Origin of the sequence: Pseudomonas sp. CFII64 (assembly GCF_000416235.1) — a bacterium.
GTDB lineage: Bacteria > Pseudomonadota > Gammaproteobacteria > Pseudomonadales > Pseudomonadaceae > Aquipseudomonas.
Map to the genome: position 1 here is coordinate 63,866 of NZ_ATLO01000009.1, position 25,017 is coordinate 88,882.

Here is a 25,017-nt window from a genome sequence, read left to right on the forward strand (position 1 = left end):
CAGTATGAGGACTGGAAATTCGCAAGGCGGCATTGTAACAGCAGGTTCCTGCAGACGCTTAGGCTGAATTATCAGTCATACAGATCAGGAAGTTAGATCAATGCTTTAGGAAGATTCAGGAATATGCGCCGCGCCCGACAATCGCCAGCACGCGGCGCACTTGCGACCATCAGATGAAGTGCCAACCCCAGACCAGAACCTGCATCGCCAGCCAGGCGAATACCCCGGCCAGCACATCGTCGAGCATGATGCCCACGCCGCCGTGCACATGCCGGTCGATCCAGTGGATCGGCCAAGGCTTGAGGATGTCGAAGAAGCGAAAGACCAGGAATCCCACCAACAGCCACACCCAGCCTTCGGGCACCAGCCATAACGTGATCCACATGCCGACCATTTCGTCCCAGACGATGCCTTCGTGGTCGTGGACCCCAAGGTCGTCGGCGACTTTGCCGCACAGCCAGAAGCCAAACAGCATGGTGATGCCGAGCATCAGCCAGTAGCCCCAGTCCGGCAGCATTTGCCAGAGCGGAATGAACGGCACGGCGACGATGGAGCCCCAGGTTCCAGGCGCTTTGGGCAGTGTGCCGGAGCCGAAGCCGAATGCGAGGAAGTGCCAGGGATTGGTCCAGACCGACGGTGGAACGTGTTCCGCCGGGACCTGCTTAGGATGATCTGTCACCGTATCTCCCGAAAATGTTGATAGCCGCGAGTCAGGACGGGAATGTCCTGCCCATTGGCGTCGATCAGCGCCACGCCCTCGCCCGCTTCGACACGGCCAATGACTTGCACCGGCCAACCGGCCTCTTGCAAACCTGTCAAATGCTGCGCCGGTAGCGTAAAGGCCAGCACATAATCATCACCGCCACTGAGCGCCGCCTGTTGCGCGGCCTGCAAGCCAGACAACCTCATCAGTTGCTCCGACAGCGGCAGTAAATCCTGCTCGACCAGCAAACGCACCCCGGAGGCCAGCGCGATATGTCCGCAATCGGCCAGAAGGCCGTCTGAAATATCCAACGCGGCTGTAGCCTTGCCGCGTAATGCCTGCCCAAGCGCGATTTGCGGCTGGGGCGACCAATAGCGCGCCAATAAATACTCTGCGGTAGACGCCTCAACCTCGCGCTCGTTCAACACCAGGGCCAAAGCGCCCGCGCCATCGCCCAACGGACCGCCGACACACAGCAGATCGCCCGGCTGCGCGCCGCTGCGGATCAAGGCCTGACCCGCCGGCACGCGACCGAAAACCGTCAGCGTCAGGCTCAACGGCCCGCGCGTCGTATCGCCACCCACTAAACCTAATCCACAGCTCTGCGCCATGACGTTCAGACCGCGAGCGAACGCCTGCAGCCAGTCGGCCTGGACTTCCGGCAGGGTCAGGGCAAGGGTAAATGCAACGGGTGTGGCACCCATGGCCGCCAGGTCGCTGGCAGAAACCGCAAGTGCGCGTTGGCCTAGCAGGAATGGGTCGCACACTGCGGGGAAATGCACCCCGGCAACCAGGGTATCGGTGGAAATCGCCAACTGCTCACCGGGCGGCAGCGTCAGCAAGGCGCAGTCGTCACCGATCCCCAAAGCGACACCCTCACCCGCCTGTGCACAAGGCGCAGCGGCGAAGTAATTGCGGATCAGCTCGAACTCGCCCATTTCAATCTCGTCGTCCAGTGCCGTGGTCGCCTTCCGTAGGAGCCAACTTGTTGGCGATAGCGTCAGGTCAGCCAATTCATCCTCGGCCGATCAACCGCATCGCGGACAAGTCCCCTCCTACGGGGCCTCACTGGTTCTAGCGCTTGTGCGCCTTGACTTCGACTTCACGCAAGCGCGGAGCCAGCTTGTCCAGCACGCCATTGACGAACTTGTGGCCGTCAGTGGAGCCGTAGACTTTGGCCAGCTCGATGCCTTCGTTGATCACGACGCGGTAAGGCACATCGATGCGCTTGAGCAGCTCGTAGGTGGACAGGCGCAGGATCGCCAGTTCAACCGGGTCGAGTTCTTCGATGGTGATGTCCAGGCATGGCGCCAGCACCGCATCGATCTCGTCCTTGTTGGTCGGCACGCCGCGCAACAGCTCGCTGAAATAGGCGCCATCGACGCTTTTGAAATCGTTGTCGACGCGGAACTGCGCCTCGATTTCATTCAGCGAATGACCTGCCATGTGCCATTGATACAGAGCCTGGGTAGCCATCTGGCGCGCTTCGCGACGCTTGGCACTCTTGCTCTTGGCAACTTCCGGCGACTTTTCTTCGCGGGGGTTGAACTGATCGGTATCGTCAGAAATCACTTGGCCTCCAACTGCGCCAGCAGGCTAACCATTTCAAGGGCGGACAACGCAGCTTCTGCGCCTTTGTTGCCAGCCTTGGTGCCGGAACGCTCGATGGCTTGCTCGATGGAATCAACGGTCAGCACGCCGAAGGCGACCGGAATACCGAATTCCATGGAAACCTGAGACAGGCCTTTGACGCATTCGCCAGCCACGTATTCAAAGTGTGGAGTACCACCACGAATGACGGCGCCCAAAGCAACGATGGCGGCGTATTCGCTCAGTTGCGCAACTTTCTGCACAACCAGCGGAATTTCGAAGGCACCCGGCGCGCGGATGATGGTGATGTCGCTTTCGCTCACGCCATGGCGAACCAGGGCATCAACGGCACCGCTCACCAGACTTTCCACGACAAAGCTGTTGAAACGGCCTACCACAAGGGCATAGCGACCTTGGGGGGCGATGAAGGTACCTTCGATGGTCTTCAGGGTCATTCGGGTGAGTCTCGTCTTAAAGAGCAAGCACGCCTTGGCGGCGGACTTTGGGATTTTAGGTCACGAATCGCAACTGTAAGGGCGAAAGCTGCAGACACTTTGCGTGTCTGGCGGCAAACGCCCTGCCGGTATTTATTCGGAGGGCACGTATTCTACAACTTCCAGATCGAAACCGGATATCGCATTGAACTTCATTGGTGAACTCATCAGGCGCATTTTACGCACGCCCAGGTCCCGAAGGATCTGCGAACCCGCGCCGACGGTGCTGTACGTGGTCGGCGACTTGATCGGCAACTGCTCGGCGGTTTCGCGAATATGCGCGAGCAAAACGTCGCCATCGAGCGGGTGACCGAGCAACAGCACGACACCGCTGCCCGCCTCGGAGACCGCAGACATAGCGGCGCGCAGGCTCCAGCGGCCGGGCTGCTTGACCATCAACAGGTCGCGCAGCGGGTCCATGTTATGCACCCGCACCAGCGTCGGTTCATCGGCGCAAATCTTGCCCAGGGTCAGCGCCAGGTGCACATCGCCTTCCACCGAATCGCGGTAGGTCACCAGGTTGAACTGGCCCAGTTCGCTGTCCATCGGCTGCTCGGCAATCCGCTGAACGGTACGTTCGTGGATCATCCGGTAGTGAATCAGGTCGGCAATGGTGCCGATCTTGATGCCGTGTTCGGCGGCAAAGGTTTCCAGCTCGGCGCGACGGGACATGGTGCCGTCGTCGTTCATGACTTCACAGATCACGCCGCTGGCTTCAAAACCGGCCATGCGCGCCAGGTCGCAGGCAGCTTCGGTGTGACCGGCGCGGGACAGCGTGCCGCCCGCCTGAGCCATCAACGGGAAAATGTGGCCGGGGCTGACGATGTCTTCGGCCCGGGCGTCCTTGGCAGCAGCCGCTTGCACGGTGCGCGCGCGGTCGGCAGCGGAGATGCCGGTGGTCACGCCTTCGGCGGCTTCGATGGACACAGTGAACTTGGTGCCGAAACCGGAACCGTTGCGGGGCGCCATCAACGGCAGCTTGAGGGTCTCGCAACGCTCGCGGGTCATGGGCATGCAGATCAGCCCACGGGCGTGTTTGGCCATGAAGTTGATGTGCTCGGCCTTCACGCATTCGGCGGCCATGATCAGATCGCCTTCGTTCTCACGATCTTCGTCATCCATGAGGATGACCATCTTGCCTTGGCGAATGTCTTCAACCAGTTCTTCAATGCTGTTGAGCGCCACGTGGCACCCCCTTGATTCAGGATTTGAGGTAGCCATTGGCGGCCAGAAAGCTTTCGGTGATGGTGCCAGCCTGCCCTTTACTGGAGTCGGCGGCCTTGTCGCCCATCAACAGACGCTCCAGATAACGCGCCAGCAGGTCCACTTCCAGATTCACCTTACGGCCCGCGCGGTAGTCGGACATGATGGTTTCAGCCAGGGTGTGCGGCACGATGGTCAGTTCGAATTCGGCGCCATCGACGGCGTTCACGGTCAGGCTGGTGCCATCGACCGTGATCGAGCCCTTATGGGAAATGTATTTGGCCAGCTCGCGCGGGGCGCGGACGCGGAATTGAATCGCCCGGGCGTTTTCTTCACGGGACAGGATTTCGCCGACGCCATCCACGTGGCCGCTGACCAGATGCCCGCCCAGACGCGTTGTCGGCGTCAAAGCCTTCTCCAGATTGACGCGGCTGCCAGGCTTGAGATCGACCATGGCCGTCACGTCGAGGGTTTCGCGGCTCACGTCAGCCCAGAAACCGTCGCCCGGCAGCTCGACCGCAGTCAGGCAAACGCCATTGACCGCGATGCTGTCGCCCAGCTTGACGTCGCCCAGATCGAGCTTGCCGGTCTCCACATAAACGCGGACATCGCCGCCTTTAGGGGTCATGGCGCGGATGCTGCCGATGGATTCGATGATGCCGGTAAACATGGGGTCCTCCAGGAAACTAAAGCCTGTGCGCTGAGCGAAAGGCCAAAATTATACGCCCGGTAGCGGCGCGGGTATCGCTGTGACTCGCCAGTCATTGCCGACTGCGCGCATTTCGACAATATTCAGCTCCAGCGCTTCGCTCATCTGCGCCAGTGGCAGGTCGAGCAGCGGGCGGGCCGAAGAGCCGAGAAACTTGCCCGCGATAAAAATCTGAAACTCATCCACCAGCCCAAGGCGTGTGAACGCCCCGGCCAGACGCGGACCCGCTTCGATCAACACGTCATTGGCACCACGGACGGCCAATTCGACCAGCAACCTGCGCAAATCAACATGCCCGTCGGCACCCGCCAGCGCCAACATGTCATGGCCTTCGTCGTGATAGCGCTCCCGGGCCGACGCTGCGGCGCACGTCGCGACCAAGGCATGATCGGCCTGAAAAAAAGGCGCGCTCAACGGCACGCGCAAGCGGCCATCGATCAATACGCGCAGCGGCGGACGGGTCATCGCCAAGGCGGTCAATTCGGCGTTCAGGCCCAGCTCGTCAGGACGCACGGTCAAGCGCGCGTTGTCCGCCAACACCGTGTCCGCACCGGTCAACACCACACTCGACTGCGCGCGCAGACGCTGCACGGCCGAACGCGCTTGCGGGCCGGTAATCCACTGGCTCTCGCCGCTGGCCATGGCCGTGCGACCGTCGAGACTCATGGCCATTTTGACCCGCACGTAAGGCAGGCCTTTTTCCATGCGCTTCAAAAAGCCTTTATTCAATGCTCGGGCTTCGCTGTCCAGCACGCCGCTCTGCACCGCAATCCCGGCGCCCATCAAGCGCAGCAGGCCGCGACCGGCGACATCGGGATTGGGGTCTTGCATGGCGGCGACCACCCGCGCGACACCGGCGTTGATCAGCGCGTCGGCGCAGGGCGGCGTGCGCCCGTGATGACTGCACGGCTCAAGGGTGACGTAAGCGGTCGCGCCTCGGGCCTTGTCGCCCGCATGCAGCAGCGCGTGGACCTCGGCATGAGGTTCGCCCGCCCGAGCGTGCCAGCCTTCACCGACAATCTGCCCGTCGCGCACGATGACGCAGCCAACCCGTGGATTGGGATGCGTGGAATAGATGCCTTTGCGCGCCAGTTCCAGCGCGCGGGCCATGTAATGGGTGTCCAGAGCGTTTTGCTCAGTCAACGGGGCGCTCACTCTTTGATCGGCTCGCGAGCCAGGCGGTCGATTTCTTCGCGAAACTCGTTGAGATCCTGAAAGCGTTTATAGACCGAGGCGAAGCGGATGTACGCCACTTCATCGAGCTTCTGCAATTCAGCCATGACCAGCTCGCCGACCACCAGGGATTTGACTTCGCGCTCGCCGGTCGCACGCAGCTTGTGCTTGATGTGCACCAGCGCGGCTTCCAGGCGCTCGACGCTGACCGGCCGCTTTTCAAGGGCTCGCTGCATACCGGCGCGCAGTTTTTCATCGTCGAACGGCTGACGGCTGCCGTCTTGCTTGATCAGGCGCGGCAACACCAGTTCGGCAGTCTCGAACGTCGTGAAGCGCTCACCGCAAGCCAGGCATTCGCGACGGCGACGTACCTGTTCACCTTCAGCAACAAGGCGTGAGTCGATGACTTTGGTGTCGTTGGCACCGCAGAAGGGACAGTGCATGGTCGCAGGCAACAAAAATAGGAAGGGCCGCCATGGTAGCGCATCCCGCAGGCAAGACAAGTCTTGGCCTTTGCGGTATATAGACGCGCAGAGCACGCGGTGTTCAGTAATACTGCCTGCGATACGACATTTTTAACCTCCCGTCAGCGATGAATGAACGGTTCCTTTGGCCGTCCTTCATATAAGTATTTGTTGGAGCTGTTCATGACGCTACGACCGTTTCTCTTGCTCGGCCTCGTCGGGCTGCTCGCTGCGTGCAGCAGTAATGAAGCCGCCAAACCGGCCCCGGCCAAGGCTGTTACCGCACCCGTCAGCAAAGCCCCGGCTGGCCCGGAACCGCTGCTGCCTTACCAGCGCGAACTCAGCGGCCAATTGCTGGGCGTGCCCGCCGGTGCCGAAGTCGAACTGGCGTTGCTGGTCATCGACAATCAGGGCCGCCCGCAAAAGCTGCTGACCAGCACCAAGCTGGCCGGCAACAATCAGTCCCTGCCGTTCCAGCTGCGTTTCAATCCAGAGGCCTTTCCAGCCGGCGCGCGGGTTGAACTGCGCGGGCGGGCGAGCAAATCCGGGCAATTGATCCTGCACCTGCCGTCGGTGCAGATTCAGCAACCGACCACACAGGCGTTGGGTCAGCTGCAATTCGAACCGGCGCCTTGATACCGCAGCGTCTGGGGCCTGTTCAGATAACCATCTGAATTTGGGCTCATCCCGTTGGACCGGCTTTAGCCGGGAGCAGGTGCGGTAAGCGTCATACCTTGTTCCCGTTGGACCGGCTTTAGCCGGGAGCAGGTCGGTACATTCGCAGCATTGGCGTCGTCAGGCCTTCCGCCCTCCCGGTTGAAGCCGGTCCTGCGCAGCGCGGTAAGCGTCACAGTCGCCACCGCGAATTTTCACACCGCTTTGCGCAATCCCACGCGCCCTTTATAGTTGGCGGCATTCAGATTCCCCCGAGACTCGCAATGAACCAGGAAACCTCCTACATCTTCGACGCCACTGATGCGACCTTCCAACAGCTGGTCATCGACAAGTCGTTCGACCAACCCGTGCTGGTGGATTTCTGGGCTGAGTGGTGTGCGCCGTGCAAGGTGCTGATGCCGCTGCTGGCAAAAATCACCGAGCAATACCAGGGCGAGTTGCTGTTGGTCAAAGTCGACTGCGACGCCGAGCAAGACATCGTTGCCCGCTTCGGTATCCGCAGCCTGCCCACCGTGGTGTTGTTCAAGGATGGTCAGCCCATCGACGGATTTACCGGTGCACAGCCTGAATCGGAGATTCGCAAGATTCTCGATCAGCACGTGGTCATGCCTGCCCCCGTTGCCGCCGACCCGCTGAAACTGGCTCAGGAGATGTTCGCCGAAAGTCATTTCGCCGAAGCCGAGGCCGCGCTGCAACAGTTGCTGACCGAAGACAACACCAACGCCGCGGCGCTGATTCTGTATGCGCGCTGCCTGGCCGAGCGGGGTGAACTGGACGAAGCCCGCGCAGTGCTGGATGCCGTCAGCGGTGACGAGCATAAAGCGGAGCTGGCCGGCGCCCGTGCGCAGCTGACCTTCCTGGCCGAAGCCAAAGCCTTCCCGGACGCCGCCGACCTCAAGGCCCGGATCGCGCAGAACCCGCAGGACGACGAAGCCGTGCATCAACTGGCAATTCAGCAGCTCGCCCGCCAGCAGTACGAGGCGGCGCTGGACGGTCTGCTGAAGCTGTTCATTCGCAACCGTAACTACGCCGACGGCTTGCCGCACAAGACGTTGCTGCAAGTGTTCGACCTGCTGGGCAACGATCACCCGCTGGTCACGGCCTACCGCCGCAAGCTGTTCGCTGCGCTGTACTAGTCGTTCCAGCTTATTCCTTCCAGCTATTCCTTCCAGATATAGAGCGGCGCATCCTGGCCGCTCTCGACCTTGACCTGCGCGTTGTGGCGCAAGCGCACCAACAAGCGCTTGCCCGCCGCCGTGCTGCCGGTCAGGCCTTCCAGTTGATCAAGCAGTTCCGGGCCGTTCATTTGCCCCGCCTTGCGCAGCAGGTCCTGAGCGATCTGCCACAGCGCATCGTCCTGAGTCACCGGTTTGCTGTCGGCCACCGCCGCTTCGGGTTTGGCGGCCTTGAGTTGCGCGCCCAGCTGCGCCCAATCGCCTTCGTCCAGCTCCAGGGTCAAATCCACCGGCCAATCACCGACGGTTCCGCGTATACGCAACATGGGGGTTTCCTCATTTTTTGCTGGGGGACATGCTCGCATAGATTCTGTGCCTGCTTGATGGATCTTCATTGCCTGAACCACCGCCTTCGCGAGCGAGCTCGCTTGTAGGAGGGGACTTGTCCCCGAAAAAGGCAGGTGCAAGCGCTGAAGATCTTCTTAGGCCGGCCCGACGCCTTCCCGGACAAGTCCGGTCCTACCAAATCCTACGCGTTGCGAAGGCATCAGGTCAGGCAGGATGTGTATCGGATGTACCGGCCTCTTCGCGGGCAAGCCTCGCACCTACGAATTCGGTGTCAATCTGAGACATTTCCTACGCCATGAATCGCTGTCGTTACCTCGTGGATCGCGTCTCGCATCGGTAATGTGCGCCGGTCGTTGCAGCAGCAGCGAACGGGTTTCGCAGCCTGAATCAGCAAAGGCAGACATACTTACAGAACGCTTAATGGCGGCTGTATATGGGACACCTAGCGGTGTGCCGGGATGCCTTTGCCTCGGTCTGCGAACCCGTATACAGCCGCCACCCTTCGAACGCAGCGTCGTGTGGCAGTCTTTTTTGACAAAGGATATGTACATGAACAAGCCAAAACACAACTGCCCAGCCCATCAACCCCTCGATTGCCTCCACGAAGCAAAACGCCAGGGCTTCGCCTACCTCACTCCCGACGAACATCGCCTCATCGAAACCCTGCGCTGGACCAGCCACTGCGGCCGCGACCTCATCTATACCCTGGCCAAAGACCTGCGCCAGACCCGGCCTTGGGATAACCGAATTTAACCGGATCGAGCGCAATCTTTCGGAGCAAACTGGTGTGGGAGCGAGCTTGCTCGCGAAGCGTCCTGACACATCGCCTCGCCAACAAGTTGGCTCCTACAAAAATCGCCTCACTCCAACGACATAATTGTTATAAGATCACATAACGATTTTATCCAAATGTGTCCCGGAGACTGTTTTATGCGCCGTCTGCTTCTTGCTCTGCCGTTCGCCCTGCTGCCGCTCGCCATCGCTCAGGCGGCTGATGAGCACGATCACGATCATGAACACGGCAGCCTCGGCGCGCATGAACACGGCGTAGGTCGCCTGGACGTGGCGCTGGAAGGTCAGAAGCTGGAATTTGAACTGGACAGCCCGGCGATGAACATCGTCGGTTTCGAGCACGAAGCCACCAGCGCCGAAGATAAAGCCAAGGTCGCCGCCGCCCGCGAAGTGTTGCTCAAGCCCAACGCATTGTTCAGCATGCCGGAAGCGGCGCAGTGTTCGGTGACCTCCTTGAAGCTGGAAAGCCCGCTGTTCGGCGACAAGCCCGATGCCGACGACCATGACGACGCCAAGGCCGGGGAACATAACGAGCACAGCGAGATTCATGGCAACTACACCTTCGTCTGCAAGGTTCCGGCGGTGCTGAAAACCCTCGATCTGTCGCAGATCTTCAAGTCCTTCCCAGGCACGCAAAAGCTTCAGGTGCAGCTGATTTCACCAAAAGGCCAGTCCGGCGCCGAAGTGCGCCCAAGCAACCCGAAACTGAAATTCTGATTCGGCTATTGTTGGAAACCGACCGGGCTTGCCCGGTCGTTTGATTTCAACGAACCGCGTCACGAAGCAAGCCAAGAGCAAGCCATGACCCAAGCACTTATTGAATTGTCCGACCTCGGCTTCAGCTGGCCGGGGCATGCGCCGTTGCTGGACATCCCGGCATTTCGTCTGGAGCCAGGTGAAACGCTGTTCCTCAAAGGCCCCAGCGGCAGCGGCAAGACCACCCTGCTCGGCCTGCTCGGCGGCGTGCAGACACCCAATCGCGGCAGTATTCGCTTGCTGGGTCAGGAACTGACGGATTTGTCTGCCAGCGCCCGCGACCGGTTTCGGGTCGATCACACCGGTTATATTTTCCAGCAGTTCAACCTGTTGCCGTTTCTGTCGGTGCGCGAGAACGTCGAGCTGCCGTGCCACTTTTCCAACGTCCGCGCGCAGCGAGCGATTCAGCGCCACGGCAGCGTAGAGAAAGCCACCGTCACGCTATTGGCTCACTTGGGTTTGAAAGATCCGCAGATGCTCGGCCGCCGCGCCGACTCGCTGTCCATCGGCCAGCAACAACGGGTCGCCGCGGCGCGGGCCTTGATCGGTCAGCCGGAACTGGTGATCGCTGACGAGCCCACTTCCGCGCTGGATGCCGACGCCCGGGAAGCCTTCATTAAACTGCTGTTCGCTGAATGCCGCGAAGCGGGCGCCAGCCTGTTGTTCGTCAGCCATGACCAGAGCCTGGCGCCGCTGTTCGACCGCGCGCTGTCGTTGTCCGAACTCAATCGCGCCGCCATCGCCGCAGAGGTTTGAGATGTATCTGTTTCGTCTAGCCATGGCCAGTCTGGCTAACCGTCGCTTTACCGCTTTTCTCACCGCCTTCGCCATTGCCCTGTCGGTGTGCCTGTTGCTGGCCGTCGAGCGAGTGCGCACCGAAGCCCGCGCCAGTTTCGCCAGCACCATCAGCGGCACGGATCTGATCGTCGGCGCCCGCTCCGGCTCGGTCAACCTGCTGTTGTATTCGGTATTTCGCATCGGCAACGCCACCAACAATATTCGTTGGGACAGCTTCGAGCACTTCGCCCAGAACAAACAGGTGAAGTGGGCAATTCCGATTTCCTTGGGCGATTCCCATCGCGGGTATCGGGTGATGGGCACCAACGAAAGCTATTTCGAGCATTACCAGTTCGGCCGCCAGCAACACCTGGAACTGGCCGAAGGCCGTGCTTTCGCCACCGATCCATTCGAAGTGGTGCTCGGCGCCGAAGTGGCTGACACCCTGAAGTACAAGCTGGGCGACAAGCTGGTACTGGCCCATGGCGTGGCGGCCATCAGTCTGGTGAAGCATGACGACAAACCCTTCACAGTGGTCGGGATTCTCAAGCGCACTGGCACGCCGGTGGATCGCACCTTGCACATAAGCCTGGCCGGCATGGAAGCGATTCATATCGATTGGCAAAACGGGGTGCCCGCCCACGGCGCAGGGCGCATTTCCGCCGATCAGGCGCGCAACATGGACCTCACGCCGCAGGCGATCACTGCATTCATGCTTGGCCTGAACAGCAAGATCGCGACGTTCAGCGTGCAGCGCGAGATCAATGAATTTCGCGGCGAGCCGATGCTGGCGATCCTGCCCGGCGTAGCGTTGCAGGAACTGTGGAGCCTGATGGGCACCGCCGAAAAAGCCTTGTTCGTGATTTCACTGTTCGTGGTGCTGACCGGTTTGATCGGCATGCTGACGGCGATTCTCACCAGCCTCAATGAACGACGCCGGGAGATGGCGATTTTGCGTTCGGTGGGCGCACGTCCCTGGCATATCGCCAGCCTGCTGGTGCTGGAAGCGTTCGCCCTGGCGCTGGCCGGCGTGGTCAGCGGCGTGGTGCTGTTGTACATCGGCATTGCCGCGGCCCAAGGTTATGTGCAAGCCAACTACGGATTGTTTTTGCCGCTGTCATTGCCCAGTGAATATGAATGGACGCTGCTCGGCGGTATTCTGGGCGCCGCGTTGCTGATGGGCGCTGTGCCCGCGTGGCGCGCCTATCGGCAGTCTTTGGCCGATGGCCTGTCGATCCGTTTATGAGGATGTTGAACATGCGCCGTCTGCTGTTCGCGGTTTTTTTAGTGGTTGCGACGCCATTGTGGGCGGCGCAAACCCGCGTATTGACCTGGGAGGAGATGATCCCGCCTGACGCACCGAAAATCGCCCCGATCACGGCACCGATCCATGACTTGTCGAAGCTGTCCGATGCGCTGTCGGTCGAGTCAGCGCCCGCCGCGCATCAAGTGGCGCCACACGCGCCGGTGGTCAAGGCGCTCAATGGCCAACGGGTGCGCCTGCCGGGTTATATCGTGCCGCTGGAAGTCAGCGAAGAAGGCCGGGTGATCGAGTTCCTGCTGGTCCCGTACTTCGGCGCGTGCATTCATGTGCCACCGCCGCCCTCGAACCAGATCGTGCATGTCACCAGCGAGCTGGGTGTGAAGGTTGACGAGTTGTATCAGCCGTACTGGATCGAAGGGCCGATGCAGGTCAAGGCGTCCACCAGCGAGCTGGCCGATGCCGGTTATCGAATGGAGGCCGACCAGATTCTGGTGTACGAATTGCCTGATTCATAAGTGTGAGGGCTTCAGCGCGTTTTATTGAGCTGTGTCAAAGCCGCGTTCCAGACGCGCCGTAACATTGCACACAGACACCTTGAACCGCCTTTGGAGCCCCCATGAACAAGTCTTTGCTCAGCGCATCCCTCTTCGCGCTCGCACTCAGTGCCCCGCTCGTAGCCCAGGCTCACGAAGCAGGCGATATCATCGTCCGTGCCGGCGTCGCGCACGTTGAGCCAAACGAAGACAGCGGCGAGGTGAAACTCGACGGCACGAAAGTGTCCGGCACCAAAGCGACTCTGGATGGCGATAACCAGCTGGGTCTGACCTTCGCTTACATGCTGACCCCGCACATTGGCCTTGAGCTGTTGGCGGCATCGCCGTTCAACCACACCGTTTCGGTCAAGGGCCTTGGCCCGGGCCTGGATGGCAAACTGGCAGACGTCAAACAGCTGCCACCGACGTTATCGCTGCAGTACTACCCAATGGAACCGTCGTCGAAGTTCCAGCCGTACGCCGGTATCGGTATCAACTACACCACCTTCTTCGATGCGGACCTGACTGGCACGCGTAAAAGCGAAGGCTTCAGCAACCTCAAGCTGAAGGATTCGTTCGGTCTGGCGGGTCAAGTCGGTATGGACTACATGTTGACCGACAGAGTCATGCTCAACGCCTCGGTCTGGTACGTCGATATCGACACCAAAGCCAGCGTAGACGGCCCATCTGCCCTGAGCGTCGGCAAGACCAAAGTCAGCGTCGATGTCGATCCATGGGTTTACATGGTCGGCGTTGGTTACAAATTCTGATACCCGACGGGGAAATCAGAAACAAAAAAAGCACCTTCACGGTGCTTTTTTTATGCCTGGATTCTGCCCCTGCCGCGAATCAACGCCCCAGCAGTTTTGCCAGGCCGACGGTCAACGGAGTCGGTTCATCGAGGATGAACCGGGCCAACAACCGCTGATTGTTGGCCCGGGAATGCTTGATGTCCCCGGAACGCGGGTCTTTGTAGGTGATTTCCGGCAGCTGGCCAACGACGTCGGACAAGGCACCCAGCAACTGATTGAGCGAGGTTGTCTTGTTCAGACCGACGTTGAATGCGCGCTCTTCAGGCTGAGGCATTTCCAGCGCCTGGGTCAGCAGCTTGACCAGATCGCCCACGTAGAAAAAGTCGCGCGTCTGTTCGCCATCGCCAAACACGGCAATCGGCAGCCCCTTCTCGGCGCGCTCGGCAAAAATGCTGATCACCCCCGAGTAAGGCGACGATGGGTCCTGGCGCGGACCGAAGATATTGAAGAAGCGAAAAATCACTGGTTCAAGAGCGTGTTGGCGGCGATAGAAATCCAGGTAGTGCTCGCTGGAAAGCTTGTCCGACGCGTAGGGCGTCAGCGGAGCCTTGGGCGTGTCTTCGCTGATTGCCTGACCTTCGCCGTTATTGCCGTAAATCGCCGCGCTGGACGCAAACACCACACGCTTGATGCCTGCCTGACGCATGGCTTCGCAAACGTTCAGGGTGCCGATGAAATTGCTCTGGTGCGTGCGAACCGGGTCGTCCACCGACGCCTGAACCGACGCGACGGCCGCCAGATGCGCAACGGCCTGACAACCTTCAGCGGCGCGCGCCACCAGGGCGGCATCGGCGACATCGCCTTCGATCAGCTCCACACGCGGATTGTCCAGGGGCAGGTTGCTGCGCTTGCCGGTGGAAAGGTCATCGAGAATGCGTACGCGGTAGCCTTTGGCAAGCAGCGCATCGGTAAGGTGAGAGCCAATAAAACCGGCACCGCCGGTGATCAGAACAGGGGCTTCAGACATGTCGGTAATAGCGGTCCAGTAAGCTTGGCAACCCGGCACGCCATGCGCGCGGCTTGATGCCAAAGGTATGAAGGATTTTTTTGCAGGCCAGCACGCCGTGTTGCGGCTCTTCTGCGGCGTCCGGCCGTGCGGCGTGAGCCTGGGCGGTGGGCGCTTCGATGGCCAGCGGATGCAGCGGGCTGGCTTCGGTGATGATTGCCTGACCCAGGGCCAGCGGCGTGGTCGCTTCGTGGCCGGCGTAATGGTACGTGCCCCACAACGGCGCTTCGCAATCGAGCTGCTTGAGCACGGCAATAATCACCCGCGCGGCGTCGTCGACAGGCGTTGGATTGCCACGGCGGTCATCGGCCAGCAGCAATTCTTCGGGGGATTCGGCCCGGGTCAGGAAACGGCCCAGCACGCCGTCGGCGCTGTCATCGAGCAACCAGCCAAAACGCAGCAGTACATGTTGCGGGCAGGTCGCGCGCACGCTTTGTTCGATACGCCACAGCGCCTGACCGCGCAGGCCCAGCGGCACCGGCTCGTCTTTTTCGCTGTAGGCGGTCGCGCGCGAGCCATCGAAGACCCGATAGCTCGAAGGCTGAAACAGGACGATGTTGTGGTGCTGGCACAGCTCGGCGAGACGCTCCACGGAGCGCTCCTGGCTGGACAGCCGCAGTTCGCTAACCGTTTCGGCCTGGAACCAGTCGAAGTAGTAAGCAAGGTTGATCAAGGCATCGGGACGGGTGTCATCGAGCAGTTGCGTCAGACTCGCTGCATCCCAGCCGTCTTGCGGCGGACGCGGCGCGAGGAAACCAATGTCTTCCTCGGCACCCAGACGAATCAGCGCCTGCCCGAGGGCATTCCCGCCGCCCAACAGCATAAGGCGCATTCGCATAGAGTCAGCAGGCTCGGTATCAAAATTCAATGAAATATTATGTGTTAAAACGCCTGCAAACATATCACGTTGCCGCTTAACCCCCAACCGTTTGGCGGCGTGGGATTTTTCCGGTTTTTCAAGACAATCCACCAGTGGTTCATTGCTCCCCGCTGGAGATTCTATAGCCGGAATGTCCAGACGTCAGGTAGACGGGCTTTTGTGGGAGAGGACTTGTCCTCGAAAGCCAGCCGGGACAACCCTGATCTATCTGACCCACATGCTTTGCTGAAACTACCGTCATCGAGGACAAGTCCTCTCCCACAGGAGCTAACGCTCCAACAAGATCCGGTACCAGATCCGAGCCCGATCAGAGGCTCTTGCAACTTGGTAACAGCCCCCTCATTAATTGCCTCATGAATCTTCCGCATATCCCCGATCCGGCGCTCGATGGTTTTCATCCGGCGGTCAGCGCCTGGTTTCGCAGCACGTTCCCGGCGGTTACCCCCGCTCAGGCCCAGGCGTGGCCCTTGATCAAGGCGCGGCGCTCGACGCTGATCGCCGCACCCACCGGTTCCGGCAAAACCCTGACCGCGTTTCTTGCGGTGCTCGACGATCTGGTGCATCACGGCCTGGAGAACGGCGGCGAACTGCCGCAGCAGACCTTTGTGGTGTATGTGTCGCCACTCAAGGCGCTGTCCAACGACATCCAGATCAACCTGCAAAATCCGCTGGCGGGCATCACGGAACAACTGGCGCGGATGGGCTTGCCGCCACTGCGCATCAGCACCGCTGTGCGCACCGGGGATACACCGCAGAAAGACCGCACCAGCATGCGCAAAAAAGCGCCGCATATTCTGGTGACCACGCCGGAATCGCTGTACGTGCTGCTCGGCTCGGATTCCGGGCGAAGCATGCTGGCTGGCACCCGAACCGTGATCGTCGATGAAATCCACGCCATTGCCGCCAGCAAACGTGGCAGCCATCTGGCGTTGAGCCTTGAGCGACTGCAAGCCTTGTGCAGCGTGCCGCTGTTGCGCATCGGTTTGTCGGCGACGCAGAAGCCCATCGAGCGGGTGTCGCGCTTTCTGGTAGGCGCCGACCCGCTCAAACGGCCGTGCGCCATCGTCGATATCGGCCACGCTCGCCCACGGGATCTGGGCATTGAAGTGCCGCCCGTGGCGCTGGGCCCGGTGATGGCCAATGACGTTTGGCAATTGGTGTACGACCGCCTTGCGGTACTCGCCCGAGAACATCGCACCACGCTGATTTTTGTGAATACCCGGCGCATGGCCGAACGCATGGCCCGCCATTTGAGTGAGCGCCTCGGCAAAGAAGCCGTCGCGGCCCATCACGGCAGCCTCGCCAAGGAGCAGCGTCTGGATGCCGAGCAACGTCTCAAGCGCGGCGACCTGCAAGTCTTGATCGCCACCGCGTCACTGGAACTGGGGATTGATATTGGTGACGTGGATCTGGTCTGCCAGATTGCCTCGCCGCGTTCCATCTCGGCGTTTTTGCAGCGCGTCGGCCGTTCCGGGCACCACGTCGGCGGCACGCCCAAAGGCCGGTTGTTTGCCACCTCCCGAGATGACCTGATCGAATGTGCTGCGCTGCTCGACTGCGTGCGCCGGGGTGAACTGGACATTTTGCAGATTCCCAAAGCGCCGCTGGACGTACTGGCGCAGCAAATCGTCGCCGAAGTGAGCTGTCAGGAATGGCAGGAACAAGCGCTGCTGGACATGTTTCGCCAAGCCTCGCCTTACGCCGAACTCGACGCCGAGCATTACCAGGCACTGCTGAGCATGCTGGCCGAGGGTTACACCGGTCGGCAGGGCGTGCGCAGCGCTTATCTTCATCGCGACGCGTTGACCCGCACCTTGCGTGGCCGACGTGGCAGCAAGCTGACGGCGGTCACCAGCGGCGGGACGATCCCGGATAACGCCGACTACAGCGTGATCCTCGAACCCCAGGCGTTGAACATCGGCACGGTCAATGAAGACTTCGCCGTGGAAAGCATCGCCGGAGATATCTTCCAGCTGGGCAATACTTCGTATCGCATCCTGCGGATAGAAAGCGGCCGCGTGCGCGTCGAGGATGCCCACGGCCAGCCGCCGACCATTCCGTTCTGGCTCGGCGAAGCGCCGGGGCGCAGCGATGAATTGTCACTGGCCGTTGCGCGCCTGCAAGGGCAAATCGACGCGCTGCTCGGCGCCCACCCCGGCGACCTGCAACCGTGCATCGACTGGCTTATCGACATTCTCGGACTGAATCTGGCCAGCGCTGAACAACTGGTGGATTACCTGGCCCGTACCCGTTCGGTGCTGAGCGCGCTGCCGTCTCAGGACACGTTGATCATGGAGCGTTTCTTCGACGAAACCGGCGGCACCCAACTGATCATTCATACCCCGTTCGGCAGCCGCATCAATCGCGCCTGGGGCCTGGCGTTGCGCAAGCGCTTTTGCCGCACGTTCAATTTCGAGCTGCAAGCGGCCGCCAGCGAAGATGCGATCGTGCTGTCGCTGTCCACCAGCCACAGCTTTGAACTGGCTGAAGTCTGGAAATATTTGCATTCCAACAGCGCCGAACATTTGCTGATTCAGGCGGTACTGGATGCGCCGCTGTTTGGCGTGCGCTGGCGCTGGAATGCGGGCACCGCGCTGGCTTTGCCGCGCTACAGCGGCGGGCGCAAAGTCGCGCCGCAGCTGCAACGGATGAAAAGCGAAGACCTGATCGCCACGGTATTCCCGGATCAGATCGCCTGCCTGGAGAATCTGGTGGGCGAACGCGACGTTCCCGATCACCCGTTGATCGAGCAAACCCTCGACGATTGCCTGCACGAAGCCATGGACGCCGAAGGCTGGCTGGCGCTGTTGCGGCGCATGGAAGGCGGGCAGATTCGCCTGATTGCCCGGGACTTGCCGGCGCCCTCGCCGCTTGCCGCAGAAATCCTCAATGCGCGGCCTTATGCGTTTCTCGACGATGCGCCGCTGGAGGAACGTCGCACGCAAGCGGTGCTCAACCGACGCTGGAGCGATCCGCAATCCTCCGATGACCTCGGCGCGCTGGATGCCGAAGCCATCACGGCGGTCGGCGAAGAAGCCTGGCCGCAACCGCAAAACAGCGACGAGATGCACGAAGCGTTGATGAGCCTGGCTTGCGTGAGCGCTGCCGAAGCGCGAGCGGTGCCCATGTGGTTGCAATGGCTGGAAAAACTCGCGCGTTCAGGCCGGGTGACGCGCCTGCAAGTCAGCGCGGAACAGGCACTTTGGCTGCCGCTGGAGCGCTTGACCTGCTTGCAGGCAATTTATCCACAAGCCGAAATGCACCCGCAGCTGGTCGCCCTGCCCGGTTTCGATCAGGACTGGGACCGCGACGAGGCCATTGTTGAAGTGATGCGTGCGCGTTTGAGTGGCTTCGGCCCTTTGCCGGTGGACGAGATTGCCGGGCCTTTGGCATTAAGCGCCAGCCAGGTGGCGCAGGCATTGGCGCGCCTGGAAAGCGAAGGTTATGTGTTGCGCGGTCGATTCAGCCCCGGCGCGACCACTGATCAATGGTGCGAGCGCCATCTGCTGGCGCGCATTCATCGCTACACCGTCAAACGCCTGCGCCGGGAAATCGAGCCGGTGTCGTTGCAGGACTTCATGCGCTTTCTGTTCGATTGGCAGCATTTGTCCAACGCGACCCGCAGCCAGGGTCAGGCTGCGTTGCCGGAAGTGGTCGCTCAACTCGAAGGTTTCAGTGCCGCAGCGGGCGCGTGGGACAGCGATCTGCTGCCCGCGCGGCTCAAGGACTTTTCCCCCGGCTGGCTGGATGAGATTTGTCGCTCCGGCAAAGTGGTCTGGACGCGGATCGCCAACCGCAGCAAAACCGCAGGCTCGGCGTTGCGCAGCACGCCGATTGTGTTGTTGCCGCGCAGTCAGCTGAATCTCTGGAGCGGCTTGACCGAACAATCGGCCGTGGCGGATCTGTCCCTGAAAGCGCAAAAAGTGCATGCCGCATTGGCCAGCCATGGCGCGATGTTTTTCGACGAGCTGGTAACCGAAGCGCATCTGCTGCGCGCCGAGCTGGAAATCGCTTTGCAGGAATTGGTCGCGGCGGGGTTGGTCAATGCCGACAGCTTCGCCGGGTTGCGCGCGTTGATCACGCCCGCCAGCAAACGCTCGGCGCATACCAGTCGACGCAACCGGGGCGCGTTTATCGGCGGCATGGACGACGCGGGGCGCTGGGCACTGCTGCGGCGCGCTACGGCCGAACCGGCGATGGTCGACAACAAACGGCCGCAAGCGACCGATCCGGAAATACTCGAGCACATTGCCCTGACCTTGCTGCGTCGTTATGGCGTGGTGTTCTGGCGTCTGCTGGAGCGTGAAGCCGATTGGCTGCCAAGCTGGCGCGAACTGCTGCGCACGTTCCATCGCCTGGAAGCGCGCGGCGAGATACGCGGCGGGCGTTTCGTCAGCGGCCTGGCGGGCGAGCAATTTGCCTTGCCGGAAGCAATCCCCGTGCTGCGTGAGATCCGCAAACGGCCGCTGGATGGCAGCCTGATCAGCTTGAGCGGGGTTGATCCGTTGAATCTGCTGGGCACGTTATTACCCGGCCAGAAAGTGCCGGCGCTGGCGGGCAATCGGCTGATCTACCGCGACGGCATTCCTGCCGCTGCGATCATTGCGGGTAAGCCGGTGTATTGGCTGGAGCTGGATGGTGAAGCCATGGCACAGATTCGCGAGCGGTTGTTGCGCTGATGGCCTGGCCAACAAATCCGGCACTCTGTTGGAGCGAGGCTTGCCCGCTAACCGACCGTAGGAGCGACTTTAGTCGCGAGAGCATCAATTGCACTCCCGGCTAAAGCCGGTCCTACAGCAAGCCTCGCTCTAACGGATCCGACTTTGGCTACACCGCCGGGCTTTCCGACCCATCGCGATTCACCACATTAGGCTTGGCCGCCGCAGGCTGTGCTTCGCCGTCAATCGCCAGCGCCGGTGGCGTTCCGGGTATCGGGCTGATCACGGTCTGTGGATAAGTCTGCGCAAAGCGCACGTCAGTGGCTTTATCCACAAGTTTCTTCAAGCGCTCGTTAAACGCCCGGCCCACGCCGTATTGTCCGCCGGAAACCGTGCGGAATTGCGCAGTCAGCACCACGCCGTTGAGGTCCATGCGGTCGACGCCGAACACTTCCAGCGGACCTTGAAGATTGCCTTTGAGCAAAATGTCATCAGTGATCGACTGCCCGGTTTCGCGGATCAAAGACAGCGCGCTGTCGATGTCGCTGTCGTAAGTGAACTGCACCGAGAAGAACGCATAAGCGAACTGCCGCGACTGGTTGGTGACGGCTTTGATCTGGCCGAACGGCACCGAATGCACGAAGCCTTTGCCATCCCGCAGACGCACGGTGCGAATGGTCAGGCTTTCGACAGTGCCGGAATGCCCGGTGGACAACACCACCCAATCGCCAACGGAGAAAGTGTCTTCGATGATGATGAACAAGCCAGTGATCACGTCCTGCACCAGCTGCTGGGAACCAAAGCCGATGGCCAGACCGACGACCCCGGCACCCGCCAGCAAAGGCGCAACGTTGATGCCCAGATTGGCCATGGTGGTGATCGCGCAAATCACCACCAGGACGATTTTTATCGCGTTGCGCAGCAGCGGCAGAATGGTTTTGATGCGCGTGCTGGGTTGCCGCGACGAACGATGATTGATCGGCGTTTTCAGCGCTTCCTGAATTGCCGTGTCCAGCACCACCCACAGCAGCCAGGTCACCAGCAGAATCAAACCGATGCTGCTCAGCGAATCACTGATAACCCGACCCAGGGTATTGCGCTGGGCAAATTCGAACAGCGAAAAACCCCAGATCCTCCCCAGTATTTCGATAAAGCTGACGGCGAGCACGATACGCGCCACGGCGTGCAGCAGGCTGAGCAGCCGCTCTTTATAGACATGCCCCGGCGTTACTGCCGGCTTGAAAAAATGCTGGAAAACCGTACTGAGGAACACCGTGGCAATCAGCAACACGGTGGTGAACAACGCACAGCGCAGGGCTTTCTGGCTGTCTTCGCCAGCGCCGATCAGGTTCACCGCCGACACCAGAATCATCAGCAGGATCGGCAGATACCACAGGTTGGAAAACACCTTGAGCGATTCCTGCAACGCTGGCTGCTTCAAGCGGCTATGCAGGGAACGGTTACGAATCAGATGCGCAATCGGGCGGCGGACCTTGATCACCAGAACACAGAACACCACGGATGCCACCAATCCGGTAAACACCGCGACGCTGGTGGTGACGTTGTTGCCAAACTGGCGGGCAATCTGCGGGCTGGTCAGTGCGTCGCTCAAGGCGGCCATGAAGCCGACGACAAACAGGGGGCGCGGGCTGTAGCGGCGGATCATGCGTACCGCCGCGCGCTTGTGGCCGAAATCGAACATGACGATCACGCACAGCAGCACCGAGGTCGAAACGATGCCGCTGCTGGTCGAATACGCGAAACACAGCGCAAGGGCGCGGCCGACAGATGCGTCCAGAAAGTGGCTGACATACAGCGTCAGGGGTAAACAGATAATGGCGGGCAGCGTGTAGGGCAAGACATAACTCAGCAGCGCCTGGCTGCGCTGACGGACCGCGAGGAATGGCCGCCGATTGAGTCGAATCGCAAGAAAACTGCCCAGTGTGGTGAGCACCGCAAAGGCACCGATCCACACCACCGACAGCATCAGGAAATCGCCGGCAACCCCCCACTGTGAACGCGAGGTCGGTTTGCTGACCAGCTTGTCCAGCTCGTTGGCCGCACGATCGGCACGCAGTCGCCAGGAGTCGAGCAGGTGGCCATCAATATCGAGCTTGTCCTGAACCTCGTCGATGCCTGAACTGATCGCGCCCAGCAAACCGCCCTGAACCAGGATTTCCGGCGCGGCGGGCGCTTCTTCGGCGGGCGCCGCCGGGTCTGCGGCGGGTGCGGGAGCAACTGCGGCTGCGACTGCGGTGAGCGCGTCGGCCGCTTGGAGATTGAAGTTGCCAGCGCACAAAAGAACGCAGAGCACGATGAAGGACTTGAGATTCGGCAAAACGCTGGTCACTCCTCTGTTTATCAACTGCCGCTAGAACTGATTCGTTTTTCCCCGGCAAGTTCGGCTTCGCGCCCGCCGCCGGACCAATGTACCGCTGGTGAACCTGCACCGAACCTTTGTCCAGACCGCTGCGTCACAGCTGGATATGGCCGCGCCGCCCGTCATGTTCCCGCAGTCCGGAGGAAATGTTTCGATGCTCATCCACCCCAAAGCGCATTACCGACCTTACACCTCTGCTGCAGGTGGCTGGGGTTCGGCCAGATCCGTGATGCGAATTCTCTGGCGCGAGCAAGCCATATCAAAAGGGTCAGTCGCGCTGCTCAAGCAAAACAAACCCGGTGGATTCGCCTGCGTCAGCTGTGCCTGGGCCAAGCCCGGCAAACCGCATCACCTGGAATTCTGCGAGAACGGCGCGAAGGCCACGGCATGGGAACTGACTTCGCTCAAGACCAGCCCGGACTTTTTCGCCCGCCACTCCGTCACCGAACTGCTGCAATGGCCCGACTACGATCTTGAACAACACGGCCGGCTGACTCATCCGTTGCGCTACGACCCGCAAACCGATCATTACCGGGAAACCAGCTGGGAAGAAGCCTACCGCGATATCGGTGCGCAGCTGCGCGCCATCGAACCGGACAGCGTGGCGTTTTACGCATCCGGTCGCGCCTCGCTGGAGACGTCGTTCATGTATCAGCTGTTTGCCCGGGCTTACGGCACCAACAACTTGCCCGACAGTTCGAACATGTGCCACGAAAGCACTTCGGTGGGCTTGCAGGAAAGCATTGGCGTACCCGTCGGCACGGTGACGCTCGATGATTTCGAGCACACCGATTGCATCTTTTTCTTCGGCCAGAACGTCGGCAGCAACAGCCCGCGCATGCTGCACCCGTTGCAGGAAGCGCGCAAACGCAATGTGCCGATCATCACCTTCAACCCGATCCGCGAGCGCGGGCTGGAACGCTTCGTCAATCCGCAATCACCCAGGGAAATGCTCGGGCCGGACTCCACCATAGTCAGCACTCAGTATCATCAGGTGGCAATCGGGGGCGACCTGGCCGCCGTGACCGGGATCGCCAAGGCGCTGTTCGAAATGGACATGGCGGCGCTGGTCAAAGGTGAACCGGCGATCATCGATCTGGCGTTCATCGCCGAACACACTCAGGGCTTCGCCGGTTTTGTCGCCATGGCTCGCGCCTGCGCCTGGGAAACCCTGGAGCAGCGTTCCGGCCTGAGCCGTGGCGCCATGGAAGCCGCCGCGACGGTTTACGCTCGCAGCGAACGGGTGATGATCATCTACGGCATGGGCATGACCCAACATCGCCACGGTGTTGAAAACGTGCAGATGCTGATCAATCTGTTGCTGTTGCGCGGCAATATCGGCAAGCCCGGCGCGGGCATTTGCCCGGTGCGTGGGCATTCCAACGTGCAAGGGCAGCGCACCGTGGGCATCACCGAAGATCCGGCGAAAGTCCCGGTGGATAAGATCGAAGCGCTGTTCGGTTTTCATGTCCCCAGCAAGAAAGGCCGTGCGACGGTGGAGACCTGCGAAGGCATTCTCGACGGCAGCATGCAGGGCTTCATCGGTCTGGGCGGCAACTTTCTGCGGGCGATCCCGGATACCTCGCGCATGGAACCGGCCTGGAAAAACCTGCAAGTGAGTGTGCAGATTGCGACCAAGCTCAATCGCACGCATCTGGTTACGGCAAAAAATACCTGGCTGCTGCCATGTCTGGGCCGCATTGAAATCGACCGGCAAAACGGTCGCGAACAAACCTACAGCACTGAAGACAGCACCGGCCACATCCATGGCTGGAAAGGCCAGAGCGAACCGGTCAGCGAGCATTTGCGTGCGGAAGTGGCGATTATTGCCGGGCTGGCGGAGGCAACCCTGTCGGGCATCGAACGCATCGACTGGGATGCGTGGCGCAGCGATTATTCGAAAATTCGCGAGGCCATTGGCCAGGTGTATCCGGAGATTTTCCATGATATGGAAACCCGCATGTGGCAACCCGGCGGCTTTCATCGCCCATTGCCTGCGGCGCAACGGATCTGGAAAACCGAAAGTGAGCGTGCGCAGTTCATCACACCGACGATGCTCAGCGAAGACGACGATGTGGAGCTTGCGCCGGAGCGGCGCGAGGTTTTGCAATTGATGACGATCCGCAGCAACGACCAATTCAACACCACGATCTACGGCTATGACGATCGCTTTCGCGGAGTCAGCGGGACGCGCACGGTGATTTTCATGAACCGCAACGACATCGTCCGCCTGGGTTTCGCCCCCGGTGGCTGGGTCATGTTGACCACGGCGGTGGAGCCGGAAACCAAACGGCAAGTCGGGCCGATGCAAATCATCGCCTACGATATTCCCGAAGGTTGCAGCGCGGCGTACTACCCGGAATGCAACCCGCTGGTGCCGCTCTGGCATTACGCAGAGCGCAGCAAAGTGCCTGCCGCCAAGTCGATCCCGATTACCCTGAGCCACGCCGTACCCGGCCCGCGCGAACAGCAGCAGGCCGTGCCGGAGCTGGATCAGGTGGTTTGAAACGGCACGCCAACTCGCTGGAGCGAGCTTGCTCGCGAAGAGGCCGGAACAGGCTGCGACTATCTCGCTGACTGAGCTGACGTCTTCGCGGGCAAGCCGCGCGCCAACGAATACCACCA

The 25,017-nt window shown here is 60.9% G+C and carries 22 protein-coding genes; 10 read left to right on the plus strand and 12 right to left on the minus strand.

Annotation, left to right across the window (positions count from 1 at the left end; genetic code table 11):
- Positions 1-169 precede the first annotated feature (169 nt).
- The 8 genes from CFII64_RS04805 to nrdR form a co-directional block, all read right to left on the minus strand.
- On the minus strand, positions 170-679 hold the full coding sequence (locus tag CFII64_RS04805; protein WP_020289640.1) for a phosphatidylglycerophosphatase A: 510 nt from the start codon (positions 677-679) through the stop codon (positions 170-172).
- A complete protein-coding gene (thiL, locus tag CFII64_RS04810) occupies positions 676-1,641 on the minus strand; it encodes a thiamine-phosphate kinase (RefSeq protein ID WP_020289641.1) in 966 nt (321 codons plus the stop codon). The genes CFII64_RS04805 and thiL overlap by 4 nt, the downstream gene beginning before the upstream one ends.
- A gap of 136 nt (positions 1,642-1,777) precedes the next feature.
- Positions 1,778-2,275 carry a transcription antitermination factor NusB gene (nusB, locus tag CFII64_RS04815; protein ID WP_020289642.1) on the minus strand — a complete coding sequence of 166 codons (498 nt, stop codon included), beginning with the start codon at positions 2,273-2,275 and terminating at the stop codon, positions 1,778-1,780.
- Positions 2,272-2,748, minus strand: a complete 477-nt coding sequence (gene ribE / locus CFII64_RS04820; RefSeq protein ID WP_020289643.1) for a 6,7-dimethyl-8-ribityllumazine synthase — start codon at positions 2,746-2,748, stop codon at positions 2,272-2,274. Before ribE ends, nusB begins: the two co-directional genes overlap by 4 nt.
- A gap of 132 nt (positions 2,749-2,880) precedes the next feature.
- Positions 2,881-3,972 (minus strand): bifunctional 3,4-dihydroxy-2-butanone-4-phosphate synthase/GTP cyclohydrolase II, encoded by a 1,092-nt coding sequence (gene ribBA / locus CFII64_RS04825; RefSeq protein ID WP_020289644.1) that lies wholly within the window; start codon positions 3,970-3,972, stop codon positions 2,881-2,883.
- Between the two features lie 16 nt (positions 3,973-3,988).
- Entirely contained in the window at positions 3,989-4,660 is a 672-nt protein-coding gene (locus tag CFII64_RS04830) for a riboflavin synthase (protein WP_020289645.1), read from the minus strand.
- A 48-nt stretch (positions 4,661-4,708) separates the two neighbouring features.
- Positions 4,709-5,809, minus strand: coding sequence for a bifunctional diaminohydroxyphosphoribosylaminopyrimidine deaminase/5-amino-6-(5-phosphoribosylamino)uracil reductase RibD (gene ribD, locus CFII64_RS04835; protein WP_052026576.1), 1,101 nt, complete (start codon positions 5,807-5,809; stop codon positions 4,709-4,711).
- Positions 5,810-5,850: 41 nt separating this feature from the next.
- Positions 5,851-6,315: a transcriptional regulator NrdR gene (gene nrdR / locus CFII64_RS04840; RefSeq protein ID WP_020289647.1), complete on the minus strand. Its 465-nt coding sequence runs from the start codon at positions 6,313-6,315 to the stop codon at positions 5,851-5,853.
- A 204-nt stretch (positions 6,316-6,519) separates the two neighbouring features.
- Between nrdR and CFII64_RS04845 the strand changes: the two genes are divergently transcribed.
- Positions 6,520-6,972, plus strand: a complete 453-nt coding sequence (locus CFII64_RS04845) for a YbaY family lipoprotein (RefSeq protein WP_020289648.1) — start codon at positions 6,520-6,522, stop codon at positions 6,970-6,972.
- Between the two features lie 302 nt (positions 6,973-7,274).
- Positions 7,275-8,147: a thioredoxin gene (gene trxA / locus CFII64_RS04850; protein WP_020289649.1), complete on the plus strand. Its 873-nt coding sequence runs from the start codon at positions 7,275-7,277 to the stop codon at positions 8,145-8,147.
- 23 nt (positions 8,148-8,170) lie between these two features.
- On the opposite strand, the gene CFII64_RS04855 is transcribed toward trxA, so the two are convergent.
- On the minus strand, positions 8,171-8,512 hold the full coding sequence (locus CFII64_RS04855; protein WP_020289650.1) for a hypothetical protein: 342 nt from the start codon (positions 8,510-8,512) through the stop codon (positions 8,171-8,173).
- 571 nt (positions 8,513-9,083) lie between these two features.
- On the opposite strand from CFII64_RS04855, the gene CFII64_RS04860 reads away from it, so the two are divergent.
- From CFII64_RS04860 to CFII64_RS04885, 6 genes are all read left to right on the plus strand, one after another.
- On the plus strand, positions 9,084-9,287 hold the full coding sequence (locus tag CFII64_RS04860) for a hypothetical protein (RefSeq protein ID WP_020289651.1): 204 nt from the start codon (positions 9,084-9,086) through the stop codon (positions 9,285-9,287).
- Positions 9,288-9,464: 177 nt separating this feature from the next.
- Positions 9,465-10,043 (plus strand): DUF2796 domain-containing protein, encoded by a 579-nt coding sequence (locus tag CFII64_RS04865; RefSeq protein WP_020289653.1) that lies wholly within the window; start codon positions 9,465-9,467, stop codon positions 10,041-10,043.
- An 84-nt stretch (positions 10,044-10,127) separates the two neighbouring features.
- A complete protein-coding gene (locus CFII64_RS04870) occupies positions 10,128-10,838 on the plus strand; it encodes an ABC transporter ATP-binding protein (RefSeq protein ID WP_020289654.1) in 711 nt (236 codons plus the stop codon).
- 1 nt (position 10,839) lies between these two features.
- Positions 10,840-12,105, plus strand: coding sequence for an ABC transporter permease (locus CFII64_RS04875; RefSeq protein WP_020289655.1), 1,266 nt, complete (start codon positions 10,840-10,842; stop codon positions 12,103-12,105).
- Between the two features lie 11 nt (positions 12,106-12,116).
- Positions 12,117-12,638, plus strand: a complete 522-nt coding sequence (locus CFII64_RS04880) for a DUF3299 domain-containing protein (RefSeq protein WP_020289656.1) — start codon at positions 12,117-12,119, stop codon at positions 12,636-12,638.
- A 101-nt stretch (positions 12,639-12,739) separates the two neighbouring features.
- On the plus strand, positions 12,740-13,426 hold the full coding sequence (locus CFII64_RS04885) for an OmpW family protein (protein WP_020289657.1): 687 nt from the start codon (positions 12,740-12,742) through the stop codon (positions 13,424-13,426).
- Positions 13,427-13,505: 79 nt separating this feature from the next.
- Here CFII64_RS04885 and CFII64_RS04890 read toward each other — a convergent pair whose 3' ends face one another.
- Positions 13,506-14,435, minus strand: coding sequence for an NAD-dependent epimerase/dehydratase family protein (locus CFII64_RS04890; RefSeq protein ID WP_020289658.1), 930 nt, complete (start codon positions 14,433-14,435; stop codon positions 13,506-13,508).
- Positions 14,428-15,312, minus strand: a complete 885-nt coding sequence (locus CFII64_RS04895; protein WP_044901169.1) for a sugar nucleotide-binding protein — start codon at positions 15,310-15,312, stop codon at positions 14,428-14,430. Before CFII64_RS04895 ends, CFII64_RS04890 begins: the two co-directional genes overlap by 8 nt.
- A gap of 395 nt (positions 15,313-15,707) precedes the next feature.
- On the opposite strand from CFII64_RS04895, the gene CFII64_RS04900 reads away from it, so the two are divergent.
- On the plus strand, positions 15,708-20,033 hold the full coding sequence (locus CFII64_RS04900; protein WP_020289660.1) for a DEAD/DEAH box helicase: 4,326 nt from the start codon (positions 15,708-15,710) through the stop codon (positions 20,031-20,033).
- A 148-nt stretch (positions 20,034-20,181) separates the two neighbouring features.
- On the opposite strand, the gene CFII64_RS04905 is transcribed toward CFII64_RS04900, so the two are convergent.
- On the minus strand, positions 20,182-22,350 hold the full coding sequence (locus CFII64_RS04905) for a mechanosensitive ion channel family protein (protein ID WP_020289661.1): 2,169 nt from the start codon (positions 22,348-22,350) through the stop codon (positions 20,182-20,184).
- Between the two features lie 196 nt (positions 22,351-22,546).
- Between CFII64_RS04905 and CFII64_RS04910 the strand changes: the two genes are divergently transcribed.
- Positions 22,547-24,898 carry an FdhF/YdeP family oxidoreductase gene (locus CFII64_RS04910; protein ID WP_020289662.1) on the plus strand — a complete coding sequence of 784 codons (2,352 nt, stop codon included), beginning with the start codon at positions 22,547-22,549 and terminating at the stop codon, positions 24,896-24,898.
- The last annotated feature ends 119 nt before the right edge of the window (positions 24,899-25,017 follow it).